Raw genomic sequence first — 17,819 nt, 5'->3', positions numbered from 1 at the left:
AGCCGTGATTGCATTGAACCGATACGCTCTGCGCATCGGTTCAACACAACCATCCCCTTGGTTCTGAACGTGACAGTAATAATATGGCGATCGCCAATTGCTAAGGATTCTAGTTTTAATAAAGAAGATTTACGTTTGGCAGCGCGGCATCGCCGCGCTGCCAAACGCAAACCTCCGGATTTTACGTAATTTGTGTTCCTGAAGATTTGCCCACCTTTTAAAGGGGGTGAGGATGATCACACGTTCAGGTCTGGAATTTTGGGGCAAATGCTGTAGCTGAGATTAATTCCAGAGGATTGCGGCATAAATGGGGACAAACTTGAGTGCAGGTGCGTCTATCTCGTCAGACCGCATGAATTTCGCAACTCAGTTTTAATGGTTAACTATGGCAAAAATTTGGCTTCTGCTCTTGCGTAACACGTTTGGGGTCGTACTGGGTGTCGTGGCGATCGCCTATGTCTCTGCCTGTTTATTACTGTATGTTCGGCAGACACGAATGATCTTCCTGCCCACTGCCACGATTGAAACAACCCCCAAAGACTTTGGACTGCCGTACGAAGACATTTGGCTACCGATCAGTTCTACTGATCTGAAGAGTCATATTCACGGATGGTGGATTCCAGCTCAAGGGCAAGCCAAAGGAGTCGTCCTTTATCTGCATGGGAATGGCGTTAATATTGGTGCCAATGCAGAGCATGCCAGCCGCTTTCATCGCCTGGGATTTTCGGTTTTAATTATCGACTATCGCGGTTACGGGCAAAGTCTGGGTGGCTTTCCCAGTGAAGCCAAGGTGTATGAAGATGCTGAAATCACCTGGAATTATCTCGTCCGCGATCGCCAGATTTCACCCGATCAGATTGTGATTTATGGGCATTCCTTAGGTGGAGCGATCGCTATTGATTTGGCAGCACGGCATCCAGAGGCGAGTGGATTAATTGTGCAAAGTTCCTTCACGTCCATGCAAGCGATGGTCAATCTCAATGCCCATCTGCGCATTTTCCCGATCCATCTGATTCTGACGCAGCACTTTGATTCCATTGATAAAATGTCTGATATCCGGATACCGACTCTATTTATTCACGGTTTAGCGGATACTAAAGTGCCTGCCTGGATGAGTGAACGGCTACATGCAACGGCAAGGCAACCCAAACAGCTCTGGCTGGTCCCCCATGCCGACCACAACGATGTGGCACAGATCGCAGGCGACGAATATTTTCGGGTTGTGGGACAATTTTTAGACCCACTATCAACTCATTCGCGAACTGCTACCGAACGAAAAACGGAAGGGATTTCTTCCTGGTAAGGAAATTCGAGAATCGTTTCTTTTAACCCCAAATAACCCGACTCGCTAAAGGATAATAGAACTCGCTGTAGGGCTAACCAAACTTCTTCTTCATACTCCCAATCTTTATGGCGATTGGCATGACCGGCGATCGCCTTGAGTGCCCAAAAATAGGTATTGCGAACCACAGACCCCTGTTTTTTGTAGTCCGGCACATCGTCTCTGTGCAGGTATAAGACCCCATCCTCAATTCTGACTCTCACGATTGTCGCCATCCCATAAAAGCAGTAAACCTGTACTATTTTACAAGATTTGCCGGGAACTTGTCATCACCCTCCTTTCGGGCAATGCTGCATTCCGCTAGATAGAGCGATGGCGTCGCCATCGCTCTATCTAAACGCGTTACCGGAAAAGGTCGTGCCAGGCTTGCCAGTGCTGAACCCAGTCAGCCCACAGTTGGTACCCGGCGGCACGGGGATGTGCGCCATCGTTTTGAGAAACTTCAGTCATCCACACTGTCGAAGCGTGTAGGGGCGTGAAGATGTCTAGATAGGGAATGGTTAACGGTTGACACATCTGCGCGAAGGCTTCAACCAGTTGGATCGTTCTCAGGTTTTGATCGGCGTCTGCGATCGGGGGTGGGCTGACCATTAAAACCGGGTAATGCTGACGTGCTGTATTTAGTATTTGGTGTGCATAATTCACGGATTCATGCAGGGCAAGCTGAGCGACGCCATTCTCTAAGGTTGTGTCATTGGTGCCGAAACAAAAAACGACACCTGTACGACAATCACCAGGTAACCGACAAGACACTTCAGCGTACCAGCGAGCGGCAATATCTGCGCTCGTATCTCGTCTTACCCCAAGATTGTAATAGGTAATATCATGCCCTTGATGATTGCAAACCTGGCAGATCCGACCTGTCCAACCCAGGCAATCTGGATCGCCTGTGCCATTGACAAAGGAATCTCCAACAAAACACAGCCGTAGGGTTGCCATTCCCTATCTCACCGAAAACGCTTCATCAAAGCGCCGAGTAATCGGTTCTAGCAAAAAGGTGAAGACCGACCGCTGGCGGGTGACAATTTCTGCGGTTGCCACCATACCGGGCGAGAGTTGGACATCTTGGCCATAAACAGGCACCGTATCGCGGTTGAGTTGGACGGTCGCATTGAAAACCAGACCCAAATCTTTATCGACGGTAGCATTGGGGCTAATTTGGGTGACAACGCCATCAATGGTGCCAAATTCTTGAAACGGAAATGTTGCCAGTTTCACTTTTGCCCGCATTCCGGTTTCCACAAAGCCAATATCGCGATTGAGAATTTTGACATTAAGTGACAAATTTCCACCATCGGGCAGAATCGAGAGCAATTCTTCACCCGGTTCAATCGTGCCTTCGCTTAAAGTTGCCTGAATATTATAGATTCTGCCGGAAATGGGGGCACGAATCACCTCTCGTTCTTGTTGCCGAGTCGCTTGATTGAGTTGCCCTTGGACATTGGCTAATTCTTCGCGGCGTTGGTTGAGCTGGGTCAAAATTTCGCTCTGCCGCTGAGACGACAGGCTATTTACCGTTTCTCTGGCAGACTGGTATGCCTGCTCTGCTTGCCGGATGGCTTGATCTTGCGCCCGAATGGCTTCTTCTAACGAACCCACCTCATTTTCTGCCTGGGTTAGCCGATCTTTTGCCTCAAGATAGTCGAATCGAGGAATGGCTCCATCAATCAAACCCCGTAAACTACGTTCTCGTTCCTGGGCATTGACGAGCACCGCTCTGGCACCCGTCAGATTTTCCTGGAGTTGGGCAAGACGTGCCCTGGACTCGGCGATCGCCGCATCATAGCGATTAGCATCCGCGATCGCCGCTGCCCGACGGGTGTCAAAATCCCGCAGCCGAGCTGCGATGAGTTCATCCTGTCGTGCCACACCCGTTGCTGTTTCACCTTTGCTCTCGGCGTCTAGTCGAGCAATATCTTGTTGAATCAGTAGCGCGGCTTCTTGTAACCGTTGCACCTCGGCATCGGATATTGCCGGATCTTGTTCGATCAACACTTGCCCTTGTTCAACGCGATCGCCTTCCTTAATCTTAATATCGCGCAGGATCCCCCCTTCCAATGCCCGTACCGGACGTACCTGCTGCGTGGGGACTAATTCACCCTGTGCTACAGCAACCTCATCCACCAGGCTGAAATAAGCCCAGGTAATGGAGCCGACCACTAACGCCGTAATCGTACCTGCCAACAGCCGGGTGTAGAGAGGGGGTAGTTCTCGCACTGCCTTACCCAGCTCATAGGACAGGTAGTCTTCGGGGGTAACAAACTGTTGGCGGGTTTGACGGGCTTGAGCCGCAGAAGGATTTCGGGCAGTTTCCATAGGTTAGAGAGAAGGCTTACGATTTCATGATAATGACTGAGTGCCAAATTGGGCAGATGGGAGGCTATCACAATTCTCAATGGCGCGACGTCCAAGGTGTTGAGGGAGAGCCGCGCTCCGCGCGGCTCTCCCTCAACATCCGTCATCTATCCAGGTGTATAGCGTTATCGATGAATTGCATCTTGGATGTGGCTGGTTTTGGGTCGATCACTTTCTCACGTTTTAACGTGCCACCGTTTACCATGCAAAGGAGACGCTTTTTTCCAAACTGCCTATGTCCTTGCTTTCTAAACGCATCGCCCATGCATTTCCCTGGTTTGGGATAGGCATTTGGGGTCTTTTTCTCTGCTCAGCCGCATTGAGATTTTGGGGACTGGGTCGCTTCGATACCCTCGTGTTTGATGAAGTCTATTATGCCAATTTCGCCCGAGGGTTTCTCAATGGCGTCCAGGAATTTGGTGGGCACCCTCCCCTCAGCACTTACATTATCGCAGGTGGCATTTGGCTGGCAAAGCAGACTCCCTGGGGCACAGAAGGGGTGCAAAATGGGTTGACGGGCATGATGTTGACGACCCTTAGCTATCGCTGGCTGAATGCATTAGTCGGCTCATTTATTCCCTTAATCGTCGTGGCGATCGCCTATCAACTCAGTCATCGCCGCAGTTATGCGCTAATTGCGGGACTATTCATGGCTCTGGATGGTCTATTTCTGGTCGAATCTCGCTATGCCCTCAACAACATTTATCTGGATACCTTTGGGCTATTGGGCAGTGTTTTTGTGTTATTGGCGATCGGGGATCAGGGGATCAAGGATCAGAGTCAGACGTTAAAGAGTGGAGGGCAGAGGAACTGGGCAAAGAGTGTCGGGTTAATCTTGAATTCGCCACGATTTAATATTTATTTGCTGCTATCGGGGCTGTGTTTTGGGGCAGCGTTTGCCGTCAAATGGAATGGACTGTGGTTTCTGTTTGGCATGTATGTGTTGTGGGTTGCAGCCTGGATGCTGCGGTTGCTGAATCGAGTACGTCCAGGTTTATTGCCCACTCAGGTTCGAGAAGGACAGTTTCGCAACCCGCTACAAAATTTGACCCAGATCAATCCGTTACACGGGATAGTGTATTGGGCGATCGCCCCGGCACTGGTCTATTACGTCAGTTGGATTCCCTACATTCAGCTTGACCCGACCACTAATTTTTGGGGCTGGCAAAACAAAATTTTAGACTATCACCATCGCGTGGGTGGCATGGATGTCCATCCTTATTGTTCCTCATGGTTTAGCTGGTTTGTCATGTGGCGACCTGTGGCATACCTGTATAAAACCGCGCATGGCTGGAATGACCCTGTCCCCGTCATCGGACCACCCTTACCCCAGGATTCGGCAACTGTCATCTACGACGTTCATGCCATGGGCAATCCGATTCTCTGGTGGTTATCGACATCGGCAATGCTGCTTTTGGTAGCGATGATCATTTATCGGCTATGGCAATGGGCGATCGCTCGTCCGACTTCAGGATTGCAGGCTGTCAGTCCACCCCAACCCGTGTTCAACGGCTATACCTGGACGGCATTATATTTGGTGGTCAATTGGATGGCGAATTGGTTACCCTGGGTTGAAGTCAGTCGTTGCACCTTTATCTATCACTACATGGGGTCACTGGTGTTTGCCATCATGGCGATCGCTTTGTTAGTAGACCGCTGGTTACAGAGTCCTGAGCAATGGCACCGGGTGACGGGGTTAACCTTGATATTTCTGATTGTTCTGGCATTTATCTTCTGGCTACCGTTTTATCTGGGGTTACCCTTGTCGCCTACGGGGGTCAATATTCGCCGCTGGTTAGTGTCCTGGATCTAAAATGGCTTTGTTCTCGCTAATTCGCTATGGATTGATGGCTGGTTTGGTCGCGTTGCTGGTTTGGGGCTGCCAAGCTGCCGATCGCTCGTTCGACTCTCCGGTTGCAGATCAACGATCGCCTGCGATCGCCGTTGAACAACCTGGGGCGATCGCTGACTCAACTGATTTGCCCAACATTACCACTGATGCTGATGGACAGATTCGGATTGAACCGCTACCGATTGATCCAGCCCTGCGCAATGAATGGACTCCCGAACTGGAAGCAGCATTTTGGCAACGGGCAAATGCTGCCATTCGCTATTACGCCGGACAGGATTATGGCAATACCAGCCAGGAAAATGAAAAGCGATCGTACCCCTACGCCATGTTTGATTTTTTGGCAGGCGATCGCCAGAAGGCATTAGAGTTTCTTCAAAGTGAAGATGCCGACGCGAGTGACCAGGCGCAAACGGATGGCATCGATTATTACTATGCCTTCACCCTCAAAGGGCAGATGCGCAAGTACTTTTTCTTGGGCAAATGGCTCGACCCAGCTTACCGACAGCGGATGTACGACGGTGCAAAACGCTGGACAGAGGAAGATCCGGCTGAACGTCCCCATCCTCGCTATGGCAATGGTGAGGGTACCGGCGACGACTGGAGTATGTCGCGACGGGGCAGATGGGTGGATATTCGCGGCACCGATAACCTTAGAGCGATGCGCGAAACTTCGGTTTACTTGATGGCAGAAACCACGGGCAATGAAGCAGTCCGCCAACTCTATAAACAAAAAATCCAGCGCTATGTGTGGGCACTTTACAACATTGGCATGGGGGAATGGGATTCATCCAACTACCACGGACATACCTTTGCTCCCTACCTCAATCTCTACGACTTTGCCCAAGATCCTGACGTCAAACACCTGGCTAAATCTGCGTTAGATTGGCTGGCAGCGACGGCGGCTGTGAAATACTACCACGGCAGTTGGGGGGGACCCGTCAAACGCGATCATGGTGCCAGCAATGTAGTGTTTGCATCGGCATCGGCAAAGTTTTTTTGGCAATATTTTGGCGATACGATTCAACCAAACCCTGAACCCGAACGAGATGTGATTCATGCGATCACCAGTAGCTATCGTCCGCCGCTTGCCGTGGTAGAACTGGCGCACAAACACTTTGATAAGCCTGTAGAACTGCTCAACACCAAACCGATTTACGAAAACTGGAAACCCGGTGGTGAAGATCAACCGGCCTACTGGGAAACTAACTTTTTGGCGCAGACGTATCAAATGGGGAGTGTTGTCTCAGCCTTTCCGGATGGTGATGTCGCGCCCTTTAAGCTGATGGCAGAAAACAGTCAGCGAGGGGTTGATTTTTTTGTTGCCAATACGGGCGGAAACTGGGTTGAAATAGGTAAAAAATCAGGCGATCAAATCGGACAATATCGTAATTTACTGCTGTGGCTACGTCCAGTCTCATCGGATGACACAGACTCTGCATTTTTCTTTCAAGCCCCTAAAACGGCTGAGATAGAGCATGAATCTGGGATCTGGTTTTTGCGGTTAGACCAGACCTGGCTTGCCCTTCATCCCATTCATCTGAGCGATCTAGAAGCCGTTGCAATTCCTGATGAAGAAACGGCTACTGCTTATCAAGACGAACAAACATTTAAAGCGATGCCTCAAGGCAACGACTATGCTGGGTTTGCTCTTGAAGTCGGAGAAGCCAATTCGCACGGTCGCTATGATCAGTTCAAGCAAGCTGTGATTACTCAGGGAAAATTAGACGTAGCAGCGATCGCTCAGGGCACTGTGCAATTGACCAGTAGCACTGGCGAAACCCTCAAACTCCGCCACAATTCTGAAAATGAACTGCCCATCGTCACCCGTAACGGTGAAACATATGATTGGTTAAATCAATTTGAGCTATACCGCCCTGTCACGGGCGACGTGCCCATTTCATTGGGCTGGAAACAAGGCAAACTGAAAGTGGTAGCTGGCGGAAAACGGTTTGAATCTTAACTGGCACAGACCCAGCGATCGCGACCTTGTTTTTTGGCTTCATACAGTGCCTGATCGGTTTCAACAAACAGATCTTGAGGGGTTTTATTGAGAGCAGGAATTTGACTTGCAATCCCTAAACTCACCGTTACTATTTTTTGACCCGTAGGCACGGTGGGATGGGGAATTGCCAGATCTCTGACGGCTACTTGAATCTGTCTTGCAACTTCAATAGCATTGGGTTGATCAATATTCGGCAAAATCACCACAAATTCTTCTCCCCCGTAGCGAGCTACCAAATCTGTTGAACGTTTTAATACTCTGCGAGCGGCATGGGCTATTTGTCTTAAACAATCATCCCCTGCTTGATGCCCATACGAATCGTTGTAGAGCTTGAAATAGTCGATATCAAACAAAATCAGCGACAGAATTTGTTCTTCCCGTCTCAAGCGTTGCCACTCTTTATCCAAGACTTCATCAAAATAGCGACGATTAGGAATTTGAGTCAATGCATCAATTCGAGCTAACTCTTCTAGCTGAAAATTTGCTTGTTGCAAAGCCTTCAAGGTTTGGGTTAATTGCTTAGATTGAGAACGAGTCTGCGCCAACAGGTCAGAATGCCCCAGCGCCACACTAAACTGAGCGGCAAGCTGTTTGACAAACTGAATTTCAGCGATTGTCCATTGCCGAGGTTCGCTACATTGATGAATGCAGAGCAAGCCCCATAAGGTTTCTCCATTCATCAACGGAACGATAATTTGTGCCTTAATTTGAAACTGTTCCAGTAATGCGATATGACAATCCTTTAGCCCTGAATTATAAATGTTATTTAAAATTTGCATCCGCCCATTGTGGTAGTTTTCAGCGTAACTTTCGCCAAAACAATGGTCATGAATAACAATATCCATCGTTGAGGTGTAAGCGGGCAAAACACTTTCAGAGACAAATAAACCAGAGCAATAATCAGAATTTGGCTCAAACCGAAATATGCCCACCCGATCGACACGCAAGGCTTTACGAGCTTCTCTTGCCGTAGTTTTGAACAAGGTATCGAGGTCAAGCGATTCGCGAATCTCAACAATTAAACGCAACAAGATCTTCTGCTGCTCACTTGCTTCATGCAGATCTCTGGCTCTTTGTTGGGTTTTGGCTAACAGTTCGGCTTGTTGCACGGCAAACCCCAACTGAAGCGCAACTTGAGCTAAAAATTCGACTTCTGATGCTTCCCAGTCACGGGTTTGGGAGTGTTGGTAGGCAGCCAGAATGCCCCACAATTTTTGCCCAATAAAAATAGGCGCTGTGGCATAAGCCCGAATATAAAACTGTTCTAATACATCGATATGGCATTGAGACAAATTTGCCAGGTAAATATCCGAAACGACCAGAGTTTCATTGTTGCGATATCGCCCTCCCTGGTGCTGTTGAAGATAGGAGTCATTCCAGACCGTATTTTTTCCTAAAACTTCTGCTTCTTGCCAGCCTGCTTCGGCAAATTCAAAATCTCCAACAAATTCGCCACCCCAATCTTCATAAAAGCGATAGACTGCAACCCGTTCTGCATTCAGAAGTTTACATGTTTCTTTAGTAGTTGTTCGAAAAATAGTCTCCAGGTCTAAAGATGCCCGAATTTTACTAATGACCCGATACAGCGTTTTCTGTTGCCTAATAATTTGTTGAAGCTTTACTCTTTCTTTCTCTAACTGCGTTTCTAAATCACTAATGCTGGGCAAGCCAAACAAGCGGCAACTCAGATCTGCGAGAAAACGAATGCCAGAGAGACGACTCAATTTGGCGAATTGATGGGACATTTCAGGGGTCTGGGATTTGAGCTGTTTAAATCTTAATAATGCCCAAAATCCTTGTAATATAAATTACAATCATACTCCAGGAAGCACTTATTGACCGGGTAATATTTAATCTGTCAGAAAATAACTAAGGATCGTGGATTTAATAAACCCGAAGATTTATGTTTGAAAGCGCGGCGGAGCGCGCTTCCAAACATAAACTTCCGGGTTTAATTAATTGGTGATCCTACAGCCATTTTCAATTGATTAAGCCACAGATTTTTTGTTGTGTGCCGTGCGGAGCGCGGCACACAACAAAAAATCTAAACATATTCAAGCGCGAAGCGCTGTAAGACTATGAAAGTTTTTCTAAGAAGGTGCTTTCATGTTCTCTAAGAGACTGGTTTTGGGTAAGGGATGTTCAGATGAATTGCCTGGGTGCGAACAATTAGACCAATCGTTGCCTCCACCATTGCATTCATAATAGTTTCTTTTGTCAGCGCTATACTCTGCACCGCGCTAACAAACCCCGGTGTGATTCATTTAATTGGTTGAATTCCTTCAAGATCGTGGATTTAATAGAATCGTCGTTTATGTTGGGACGCGCGGCGACGCTGCGCGTCCCAACATAAACGGCTGGGTTTGATTAAATCTACGCTCCTAAGTCCCTTTGGGGGCGTAGGTAAATCGTCGAAATGCGACCAAGCTCATGCTACAGCCAATTCCACCCAATAATGTGAACAAAGCACTCAACGAAACCAGCATGGTTAAAGGTTGCACACCTGCTCCTCCCAAGGTCATACCGGCATCAAACCCTGCCAGGAAAAAACTATAAACTCGACCCCGCACTTCTACAGGAGCTGCCAGGGAAACGATCGCCGATAGTACCGGGAATAAGGTGCCAAAACCCAGTCCATAGATCATCGACCACAGAATTAGATAGCGGGGAAACTGGGAAAGTCCTATCAACCCAACACCCGAGCATAAAAGCGCCAGACTTACAATCCAACGGTGCGAAACCAGGTGCCCCCACCGACCCAAGCCAAAGCGCACCAAAACGGCAACCAAAGCATTGACACTATAAAACAGGGCTGAGTGGCTCACCAGTAGGGGTAAAAAAGTTACTACGCCGCCATGCAAAAAGGAGCCAATGAAAAAGAAGAAGGTGGCATCGCGGACTGGAAACTTAACGATGTAATGCCAGGGAAAGCCTTTAAGTGGGTCGATCGCCGTTTGTGGTGAAGTAGATGGCGATCGCAAACTGCTCATGAACCAGGGCAACGGCACACTCATCAAAAATCCTAAAGCGGTTATCGCACCCATGACCCACAACACTGCTTCAAACCCACCCCTGGCAAAGGCGATCGAACCCAGCAATGGTCCCAGTGAAAAGCCGATGGTATTCGACATCGCCAAATAGCCCATCATGGCAGTCCGTCGTTCGGCAGGCACTAAGTCTGCCAGTAATGTTTGGGAGGCAGTTGCTACTGCTGCCTGACTGATGCCATGCAGCACCCGCGCTCCCATTAACCATGTGGGATTGGGTGCCTTCGCGTACCACCCCAAAATTCCGACCATTAACAGCAGCCCCAGCCACAAAATGGGTTTGCGACCCCAGCGATCGATCAACACGCCAATCCAGGGACGAAAAAATAGGAGTCCGGCTGCCATTGCCCCGACGACCAGCCCTACCGGGGCATTATCTCCCCACCGTTGCGTTAGATAAATAGGCAACACCGGGAATAAAATCGTCACCTGGGTAAAAAACAACAACATTCCACCACAAATGCAGATCAGCCATAAGCGATATTGAGCCGACGAAACAAACTCAGCAGACATCGCAGTGCGATCGCTTGGCAAAGGCATAGACGGGACACCGTTTTATAACCATTCGTTACAGCTTAAACGTAGCAGTTATTGTAGAAATCCTCGTTTATGTACAATTCAGCGATAGGTGTGATCTGGTTTAAATGTAGGGGTCATTTTTTGAAAAGCTCACTCAGTGAGCTTTTCAAAAAATGACCCCTGCATCCAGTACACCCACTTAAAAGTTTTAGAGGGGGTGGAGGGGGTTTCACCCCCTCTTGGGTGCGCAGCCCCCAAACCCCCATGTTGCAAAATTTCGTGTTTGCAACAACTAGTACACCCACTTAAAAGTTTTAGAGGGGGTGGAGGGGGTTTCACCCCCTCTTGGGTGCGCAGCCCCCAAACCCCCATGTTGCAAAATTTCGTGTTTGCAACACTAGAGCATTACTCAATAGGTGCAAATCTATAAGTTTGAGACAGCAAAAAGAGGCTTTATATGAAACGGCGGAAGCTTTTGAGAGCGGCAACATACGGAACCATCAGTGCCACTGCGGTTGGGGTCGTTGGCTGTGCATCTGGATCAGGGTCATCGACCAATACTGCCACGACTGATTCATCGTTACCAGACATTGAATGGCAAATGGCAACCAGTTGGCCTCAATCTCTCGATACCCTATTCAAAGGTGCCCAAACGTTTGCAGAACGGGTGGCAGCAATGACGGGTGGCAAGTTCAAAATCACACCTCGGGCAGCAGGCGAACTGGCTCCCGGTCTGGAAGTATTGGATGTCGTCTCTCAAGGGGCTGTGCCATGCGGTCATAGTGCATCGTATTACTATGTGGGCAAAAGCCCAGTCATGGGGTTTGGTTCGTCTTTACCATTTGGATTTACGGCTCAACAGCAAAACGCCTGGTTGTATGAAGGGGGTGGACTCAAACGACTGCAAGAGTTTTATGCCAGCAAGTTTGCTGTGATTCAATTTCCGGCAGGTAACACAGGTACCCAAATGGGGGGCTGGTTTCGCAAAGAAATTTCAACCGTTGCCGACTTGCAAGGCTTAAAAATGCGCATTCCAGGTCTGGGTGGGCAGGTCATGGGCAAGTTGGGTGTGACGGTGCAAACGCTTGCGGGTGGCGAAATTTTTCAAGCGTTGCAGACCGGGGCATTGGATGCGGCTGAATGGGTAGGGCCCTATGATGATGAAAAGCTGGGATTAAATAAGGTGGCTCAGTTCTATTACTACCCCGGTTGGTGGGAACCCGGCACCACGCTGGAAGTACAGATCAATTTAAATGAATGGAACAAGTTGCCAACTGCATATCAGGAAGTCATCCGCACGGCTTCGTTTGAAGCCAATATGGCGACCTTGGCACGCTATGACACGGTGAACAATGAAGCTTTGCAACGCCTGGTTGACGCGGGTGTGCAATTGCGCGGCTATAGCGAAGAGATCATGTCTGCTGCCGAGAAAGCTTCGTTTGAACTGTATGACGAATTTGCGGCAAAAGATGCTGACTTCAAAAGCATTTTTGAAGAATGGAAACAATTCCGCGATCGCGTATATGCCTGGAATAAACTCAGCGAAGGCAGCTTCACCAGCTACACCTATTCCAAGATTGAGCCGTAGGCGCGAAATATAAGCTGTTGAGAGAGAGCCGCGCTCTGCGCGGCTCTCTCTCAACAGCCATCATCGATTTTCTAACAACTCCAAATTTTTACAGTGCCATCCCAGCCACCGCTGACCAGATGGTGTCCATCAGGGCTAAAGGCAACCGACCACACCCAACCTTCATGACCCGTCAGCGTTTCCAGGAGTTGTCCGGTAGCGATTCGCCAAATTTTGATGGTTTGATCGCAACTGGCACTGGCAAGAAATTGCCCATCTGGGCTAAAGGCGATCGCATTGACAGCTTCTGTATGGGATTCCAGCGTGCGAATCAGTGCCCCGGTTTCTAGATTCCATAATTTAATCGTTTGGTCAGTGCTGGCGCTGGCAAGCAAGCGGACGATAGGACTAATGGCAACGCTTAAGACTTCCCCAGTATGGGCTTGCAAAACCCGATAGCACTTGCCCGTGCTCAATTGCCAGATACCAATTTTGCCATCATACCCACCGCTAACCAGAGTCCGTCCGCTGGGTGTTGTAGCGAGGCAGAGCACCCAATGTTGATGACCTTCTAAGGTCATGTAAGGTTGTTGGTTGGGCAGATCCCACAATTTGATGGTGTTATCTTGTGCGCCGCTAATCAACGTATCGCCGGATAAATTAAAGGCAAGCGATCGCACACCATCTCCATGCCCTTCCAGTACACCCAATGCTTTCCCGGTCGGCAGATGCCATAGACGAATGGTTTTATCGTTGCTGGCACTGGCGAGGATCTGGTTGGTGGGACTGATAGCAACCGCTCGCACCCAGGCAGTATGACCTTCCAGCGTGTGAAGTAAGGTGCCTGCGGGGAGTGACCACAGCTTGACGGTTTTGTCACCACTGCCACTGGCGATCGTTTGCCCATCTGGACTAATGACAACGGCTCGCACCCAAGAACTGTGTCCGCGTAGGGTCTGTGAACAGTGCCAGTTTTGGCAGATGGGTATGGACGCTTTTTCCTGTGTCATGGTGTATGTCAAGTTACCCATTCTAACCAGACTCCCAAATTTGATTGTTTGGATGTAGCCGTAAGTTACAGACAATCATCAACGTTGAAAGTGTTAATTCCGTAGGAATCCCCTCTCCATTTTGAATCTTGATAGTTTTCCTGGATGAACCCAGATTTATCAGTAATAGTCTTTATCGGAAATTATTTTATGGTGTGGCTCAGCCTCGCTATACAGCAATTTTCAATGGCGTGACGTCCACGTTTTGTGTGAGAGCCGTGCGGAGCGCGGCTCTCACACAACCACTGTGATGAAGATGAGTCAGTATCTTCCGTAATTTTATTGATACAACGTGTTGTTGACGACCAGTAAGCCCGAATCAACCCAGTTGGTAGGTTGCATCTAGTCTACCCATACACACAAACAAAACAATACGGCATCTAAATTTCAAGATTTTGACTATCAGGCAACTGGGGATTTTTTTCGGGGAATGATGAAGTGATAAATGCTCCTGAAACTCTCAGTTACGTAGGAAATCGTTATGTCTGCCCAAACTGAATTGTTCCAAGCTGGTGCAGCAGCTATTCAGCAAAAACGCTACCCAGAGGCTGTGCGATCGCTGGAAGCCTTTTGTCAGAACTACGCTCAAGCGTCTGCAAATACCCCTTCTAATAAAGACTATTTCCAGGCACAAGTCTGGTTACTTAAGGCATATCAGGCAACAGGGCAATTTAGCCAGGCGATCGCCTTATGCCAACAACTCATTGCCACAGCACCACCACAAATTCAAACATGGGCACAGCAATCATTACCCAATCTACTCAAAGCCGAGCAACGACAGTCTTCAGCCCAAGCCATTCCTACTGTAGCGCCTTCTGAGACAGCCTCAGAAATGCCTGCCCCAGCGCCTGTCGCAGGTGTAACGACAGCATCCTCTGCCCCATCCCTTACCCCAGAAGCAGCGGCAGATCTGCTGAAGCAGGGCAATAAAACCCTGAAGATGAGTCGCTTTGCTGAGGCGGTAGAAGCCTTGGAAGCTTATTGTCAGGGAGCAGACCCGACCCACGCAGACTATCCCCAAGCTCAAACGTATCTCGTCAAAGCCTATAAAGGTAATGGTCAGACGGAAGCGGCGATCGCCCTTTGCCGCCACTTGATGAACCATGAGAAGCAGTTTATTAAACTTTGGGCAGATAAATATATTCTGCAACTTGACCCAAGCTTCAATCCTCATGCCAGCAATGAATCTGCATCTCTTGGGGCAGGGGGATCAGGCGGTGAGGGAGCGGGCAATGAAACTGCTCAATCGACGGTGGCACAAGAGATTCCTAAAGCAGGGCGATCGGCTAAAGATTGGGTCAAGCTCACCATGAAGGGGGTGACGGGCAATCTTTTACTGGCGTCGAGTATCACGATGTCTTTGCTGTTTGGCATGGTGATGGTTTTAGCGTTCAGTTTGTTGCTGATTCAAGACAGCCAAAATCCGACGTTGTGGTTAATGATTGCGATTGTAATCACGATTCTTTTCAATGGCATCGTGTTTATGGTCGCACCCATCGTCATGGATATTGTCCAACACCTGCTTTATGGCACAAAGTGGGTGTCTCTGTCTCAGATTGAGCGCCAAAGTCCGGAAGCGGCACGGGTGATTCGTACGGTCTGCCAAAAGAAAAAGATTCAGCAACCGCGTCTGGGCATTATCGATGACCAAAACCCGACGGCTTTTACCTACGGTTCATTTCGCAGTGGTGCCCGCCTGGTGGTCAGTCAAGGCATCTTTACGTATCTGGATGATGAGGAAGTAGCGACGGTCTATGCTCACGAAATGGGGCATATTGTCCATTGGGATTTTGCCGTCATGACTCTGGCAGCAACACTGGTGCAAATTACATATTTGATCTATGTCTACACCCGCGAGATGGCAGATAAGTTAGGGAATAGTGATATTGCTAAAAAAATTAAAAGCGGTGCTCATACCACCGCGTTGATGGCATATATCTTCTACATTGCCGGAGAATATCTGGTGTTGTACTTGTCTCGTACTCGTGAATATTATGCCGATCACTTTGCCGCTGAAGTCACAGGCAACCCCAATGCACTATCGCGATCGCTGATCAAAATTGCCTACGGTATTCTCGAAGAAGGGCAACGTGATCCCAACCCCAACAAACTGCTGCAAGGCACGCGTGCTCTGGGCATTTGTGATCCCCGTGCCGCCGCGCTGACTGGAACTGCCTACCGCATTGCGTCAGATCCCCAGAAGGTCGGTAAGGTTTTTCTGTGGGATATGTTTAACCCCTGGGCATGGTGGATGGAACTCAGTTCAACCCACCCGCTGACGGGCAAGCGAGTCCGGGCACTCAGCACCTATTCAGAGCAACTGGGTCTGGATACTGAATTTGACATGGCGCGAGTGGTCAAAGAAGGACGACGCCTGAGTAAGCAACGGCTTTATAGCAATTTTATTTTAGATTTACTCCTGTTTGGTGCTGATATATTGGGTGCTGCGATCGGCTTGGGAATAGGGATTGCGCTACTGGCAATGGGCTACATCCCGATAATTGCCGTGGTCGCACTGGTGCTATTTTGCTTTGGCATTGGCACATTGTTCAAAACCTTTGTCATGTATCCCGGTGTTCCTCGCATTCCTGTGACCGATGTGTTAACGCTATTGTCCGATCCCTATGCCAGTCCTTTACGGGGACGATTGGTCAAACTGAGTGGTCAGATCATTGGGCGGGGTGATCCGGGCAATCGCTTTGGCTCAGATTTCAAAATGCAAGACCCGACGGGCATGATCTTTTTGCGCTACTCCTCTCGCTTTGGACCGTTAGGTAACTTTTTGTTTGGGATGACTCAGGCAGATGGCTTTGTCTATCAGCAAGTTGCCACCGTGGGCTGGTTCCGGCGAGGCATGATGCCCTGGGTGGATCTGATGCGCATGGATTGCGAACAAAAATGGACGGTTCACAGTTATCACCGTTTTTGGGCGCTGGTACTGGGGTTTGGAGCGATTATTCTGAGTTTTGTTTTGCCGATTCTCAGCTAAGGATCACCAATTAATTAAAACCCGCAAGTTTATTTTTGGAAGCGCGGCGGAGCCGCGCTTCCAAAAATAAATCTTCGGTTTTATTAAATCCACGATCCTGAGGAGCACACATCAAATAAAACCCGCAAGGTTTCTCAGGCAAATTTATCCCTCTATTCAGCAATGCCATATTTAAAGGTAAGGTAGTTTTACACTAGTTGGAACTCTTAGACCGGGCTAGTCATCTAAGCTTCAGTGACATTCACCTGCACAGCACAGCTCACTCAAAATGGTTAAGGAAACATCCCCTAAGCAAGCTAGAGTTTTAGCAAAACGGGTAGAGGAAGCACGCATGGAAGAGGAGTGTGTGCAAGACGTTTTGTTACTGCTCCAGGAAATGTTTATCCGAGAAGAGGTTGCCGCTAAGCTCATCATCGATCGCCTGTATGATGTTGCCAGTGTTCATCTGATTAACCAAAAGTTGCGGTTTCGCCCGGTGAATGGAGCCGCCAAGTGGGTCGCTAAACGATCTAAACCGATCGCCAAAGTTGCCGGAGCACGCTATCTCCAGCAAAATTGTCCGAGATTGATTGTTCGCTGGTTGGTGCCTGAAGTCAAAGAACTATTTGGCTTGATGGATGACAAGAAGAAGCCAAAAAAGGGGGCTCAGGCTGTCGTGAACCCGACTGCTTTAGCTGAGTTGGAACGCTATAGTCAGGAAATTGTGCGCTTGCGATCGCAAGTTCGAGTACTCAGTAGCATCTTGTTTGTGGCGATCGCCACCATGGGCAGCGCCCTGGCCTGGGTGGGCTATACGTTTCGCTCAGATTTAATTGAGTTTACTCTCCCGGTACAATCTGCCATTTGGGAAAAGGTCGATCACTGGGAAAGCTGGATGGTGGGCGATCGCAATTCAACCGATCAACCTTAGTCTGCACCCCCTCTTAGAAATGTGAATTAAATCAAACAGACGTTCATTTAGGGGAGCGCGGCATCGCCGCGCTCCCCTAAATGAACGTCTGTTTTTATGGCGTGAAATATGGTGTGAGAACCTGCGCGGAGCGCAGGTTCTCACACAACCTTCTGATTTAACCGTCTCGACGGCTGCTGTATATCCT

The 17,819-nt window shown here is 48.9% G+C and carries 12 protein-coding genes; 6 read left to right on the top strand and 6 right to left on the bottom strand.

Annotated elements, in window-relative coordinates:
• The first annotated feature begins 385 nt into the window (after window positions 1–385).
• The gene (locus ACR6Z4_RS10825) at window positions 386–1,303 is read left to right on the top strand and encodes an alpha/beta hydrolase (RefSeq protein WP_479717275.1); all 918 of its coding nucleotides are present in this window, start codon (window positions 386–388) and stop codon (window positions 1,301–1,303) included.
• On the opposite strand, the gene ACR6Z4_RS10820 is transcribed toward ACR6Z4_RS10825, so the two are convergent.
• From ACR6Z4_RS10820 to ACR6Z4_RS10810, 3 genes are all read right to left on the bottom strand, one after another.
• Window positions 1,252–1,545, bottom strand: coding sequence for a hypothetical protein (locus ACR6Z4_RS10820; RefSeq protein WP_479717293.1), 294 nt, complete (start codon window positions 1,543–1,545; stop codon window positions 1,252–1,254). The two genes, ACR6Z4_RS10825 and ACR6Z4_RS10820, sit on opposite strands and share 52 nt — an antisense overlap.
• A 139-nt stretch (window positions 1,546–1,684) precedes the next feature.
• Complete coding sequence (locus ACR6Z4_RS10815) at window positions 1,685–2,281, bottom strand: GDSL-type esterase/lipase family protein (RefSeq protein WP_479717274.1); 597 nt, start codon at window positions 2,279–2,281, stop codon at window positions 1,685–1,687.
• A gap of 3 nt (window positions 2,282–2,284) precedes the next feature.
• Window positions 2,285–3,658 carry an HlyD family type I secretion periplasmic adaptor subunit gene (locus ACR6Z4_RS10810; RefSeq protein ID WP_479717273.1) on the bottom strand — a complete coding sequence of 458 codons (1,374 nt, stop codon included), beginning with the start codon at window positions 3,656–3,658 and terminating at the stop codon, window positions 2,285–2,287.
• Window positions 3,659–3,932: 274 nt separating this feature from the next.
• Between ACR6Z4_RS10810 and ACR6Z4_RS10805 the strand changes: the two genes are divergently transcribed.
• Together ACR6Z4_RS10805 and ACR6Z4_RS10800 are read left to right on the top strand one after the other, a co-directional pair.
• Window positions 3,933–5,510, top strand: coding sequence for a dolichyl-phosphate-mannose--protein mannosyltransferase (locus ACR6Z4_RS10805; RefSeq protein ID WP_479717272.1), 1,578 nt, complete (start codon window positions 3,933–3,935; stop codon window positions 5,508–5,510).
• Window position 5,511: 1 nt separating this feature from the next.
• The gene (locus ACR6Z4_RS10800; protein WP_479717271.1) at window positions 5,512–7,509 is read left to right on the top strand and encodes a hypothetical protein; all 1,998 of its coding nucleotides are present in this window, start codon (window positions 5,512–5,514) and stop codon (window positions 7,507–7,509) included.
• On the opposite strand, the gene ACR6Z4_RS10795 is transcribed toward ACR6Z4_RS10800, so the two are convergent.
• Both ACR6Z4_RS10795 and ACR6Z4_RS10790 read right to left on the bottom strand, forming a co-directional pair.
• The gene (locus ACR6Z4_RS10795; RefSeq protein ID WP_479717270.1) at window positions 7,506–9,296 is read right to left on the bottom strand and encodes a sensor domain-containing diguanylate cyclase; all 1,791 of its coding nucleotides are present in this window, start codon (window positions 9,294–9,296) and stop codon (window positions 7,506–7,508) included. The two genes, ACR6Z4_RS10800 and ACR6Z4_RS10795, sit on opposite strands and share 4 nt — an antisense overlap.
• A 636-nt stretch (window positions 9,297–9,932) precedes the next feature.
• Window positions 9,933–11,138, bottom strand: coding sequence for an MFS transporter (locus tag ACR6Z4_RS10790; protein WP_479717269.1), 1,206 nt, complete (start codon window positions 11,136–11,138; stop codon window positions 9,933–9,935).
• Between the two features lie 436 nt (window positions 11,139–11,574).
• On the opposite strand from ACR6Z4_RS10790, the gene ACR6Z4_RS10785 reads away from it, so the two are divergent.
• Window positions 11,575–12,705 carry a TRAP transporter substrate-binding protein gene (locus tag ACR6Z4_RS10785; RefSeq protein WP_479717268.1) on the top strand — a complete coding sequence of 377 codons (1,131 nt, stop codon included), beginning with the start codon at window positions 11,575–11,577 and terminating at the stop codon, window positions 12,703–12,705.
• Window positions 12,706–12,776: 71 nt separating this feature from the next.
• Here ACR6Z4_RS10785 and ACR6Z4_RS10780 read toward each other — a convergent pair whose 3' ends face one another.
• Window positions 12,777–13,694, bottom strand: a complete 918-nt coding sequence (locus ACR6Z4_RS10780; protein ID WP_479717267.1) for a WD40 repeat domain-containing protein — start codon at window positions 13,692–13,694, stop codon at window positions 12,777–12,779.
• Window positions 13,695–14,673: 979 nt separating this feature from the next.
• On the opposite strand from ACR6Z4_RS10780, the gene ACR6Z4_RS10775 reads away from it, so the two are divergent.
• Both ACR6Z4_RS10775 and ACR6Z4_RS10770 read left to right on the top strand, forming a co-directional pair.
• On the top strand, window positions 14,674–16,722 hold the full coding sequence (locus ACR6Z4_RS10775) for a M48 family metalloprotease (protein ID WP_479717292.1): 2,049 nt from the start codon (window positions 14,674–14,676) through the stop codon (window positions 16,720–16,722).
• Between the two features lie 268 nt (window positions 16,723–16,990).
• Window positions 16,991–17,632, top strand: a complete 642-nt coding sequence (locus tag ACR6Z4_RS10770) for a hypothetical protein (RefSeq protein WP_479717266.1) — start codon at window positions 16,991–16,993, stop codon at window positions 17,630–17,632.
• Window positions 17,633–17,819: the final 187 nt, after the last annotated feature.

It is taken from the genome of Calyptranema fuscum S582, assembly GCF_055793305.1.
This window is presented reverse-complemented; position numbering and strand designations above follow the sequence as displayed.

Bases quoted from the DNA above. Each gene is read 5' to 3' on its own strand.
- ACR6Z4_RS10810 (WP_479717273.1), bottom strand. From the start codon at position 3,658: ATGGAAACTGCCCGAAATCCTTCTGCGGCTCAAGCCCGTCAAACCCGC.
- ACR6Z4_RS10770 (WP_479717266.1), top strand. From the start codon at position 16,991: ATGGTTAAGGAAACATCCCCTAAGCAAGCTAGAGTTTTAGCAAAACGG.
- ACR6Z4_RS10825 (WP_479717275.1), top strand. From the start codon at position 386: ATGGCAAAAATTTGGCTTCTGCTCTTGCGTAACACGTTTGGGGTCGTA.
- ACR6Z4_RS10775 (WP_479717292.1), top strand. From the start codon at position 14,674: ATGAGTCGCTTTGCTGAGGCGGTAGAAGCCTTGGAAGCTTATTGTCAG.
- ACR6Z4_RS10800 (WP_479717271.1), top strand. From the start codon at position 5,512: ATGGCTTTGTTCTCGCTAATTCGCTATGGATTGATGGCTGGTTTGGTC.
- ACR6Z4_RS10790 (WP_479717269.1), bottom strand. From the start codon at position 11,138: ATGCCTTTGCCAAGCGATCGCACTGCGATGTCTGCTGAGTTTGTTTCG.
- ACR6Z4_RS10795 (WP_479717270.1), bottom strand. From the start codon at position 9,296: ATGTCCCATCAATTCGCCAAATTGAGTCGTCTCTCTGGCATTCGTTTT.
- ACR6Z4_RS10780 (WP_479717267.1), bottom strand. From the start codon at position 13,694: ATGACACAGGAAAAAGCGTCCATACCCATCTGCCAAAACTGGCACTGT.
- ACR6Z4_RS10805 (WP_479717272.1), top strand. From the start codon at position 3,933: ATGTCCTTGCTTTCTAAACGCATCGCCCATGCATTTCCCTGGTTTGGG.
- ACR6Z4_RS10785 (WP_479717268.1), top strand. From the start codon at position 11,575: ATGAAACGGCGGAAGCTTTTGAGAGCGGCAACATACGGAACCATCAGT.
- ACR6Z4_RS10815 (WP_479717274.1), bottom strand. From the start codon at position 2,281: ATGGCAACCCTACGGCTGTGTTTTGTTGGAGATTCCTTTGTCAATGGC.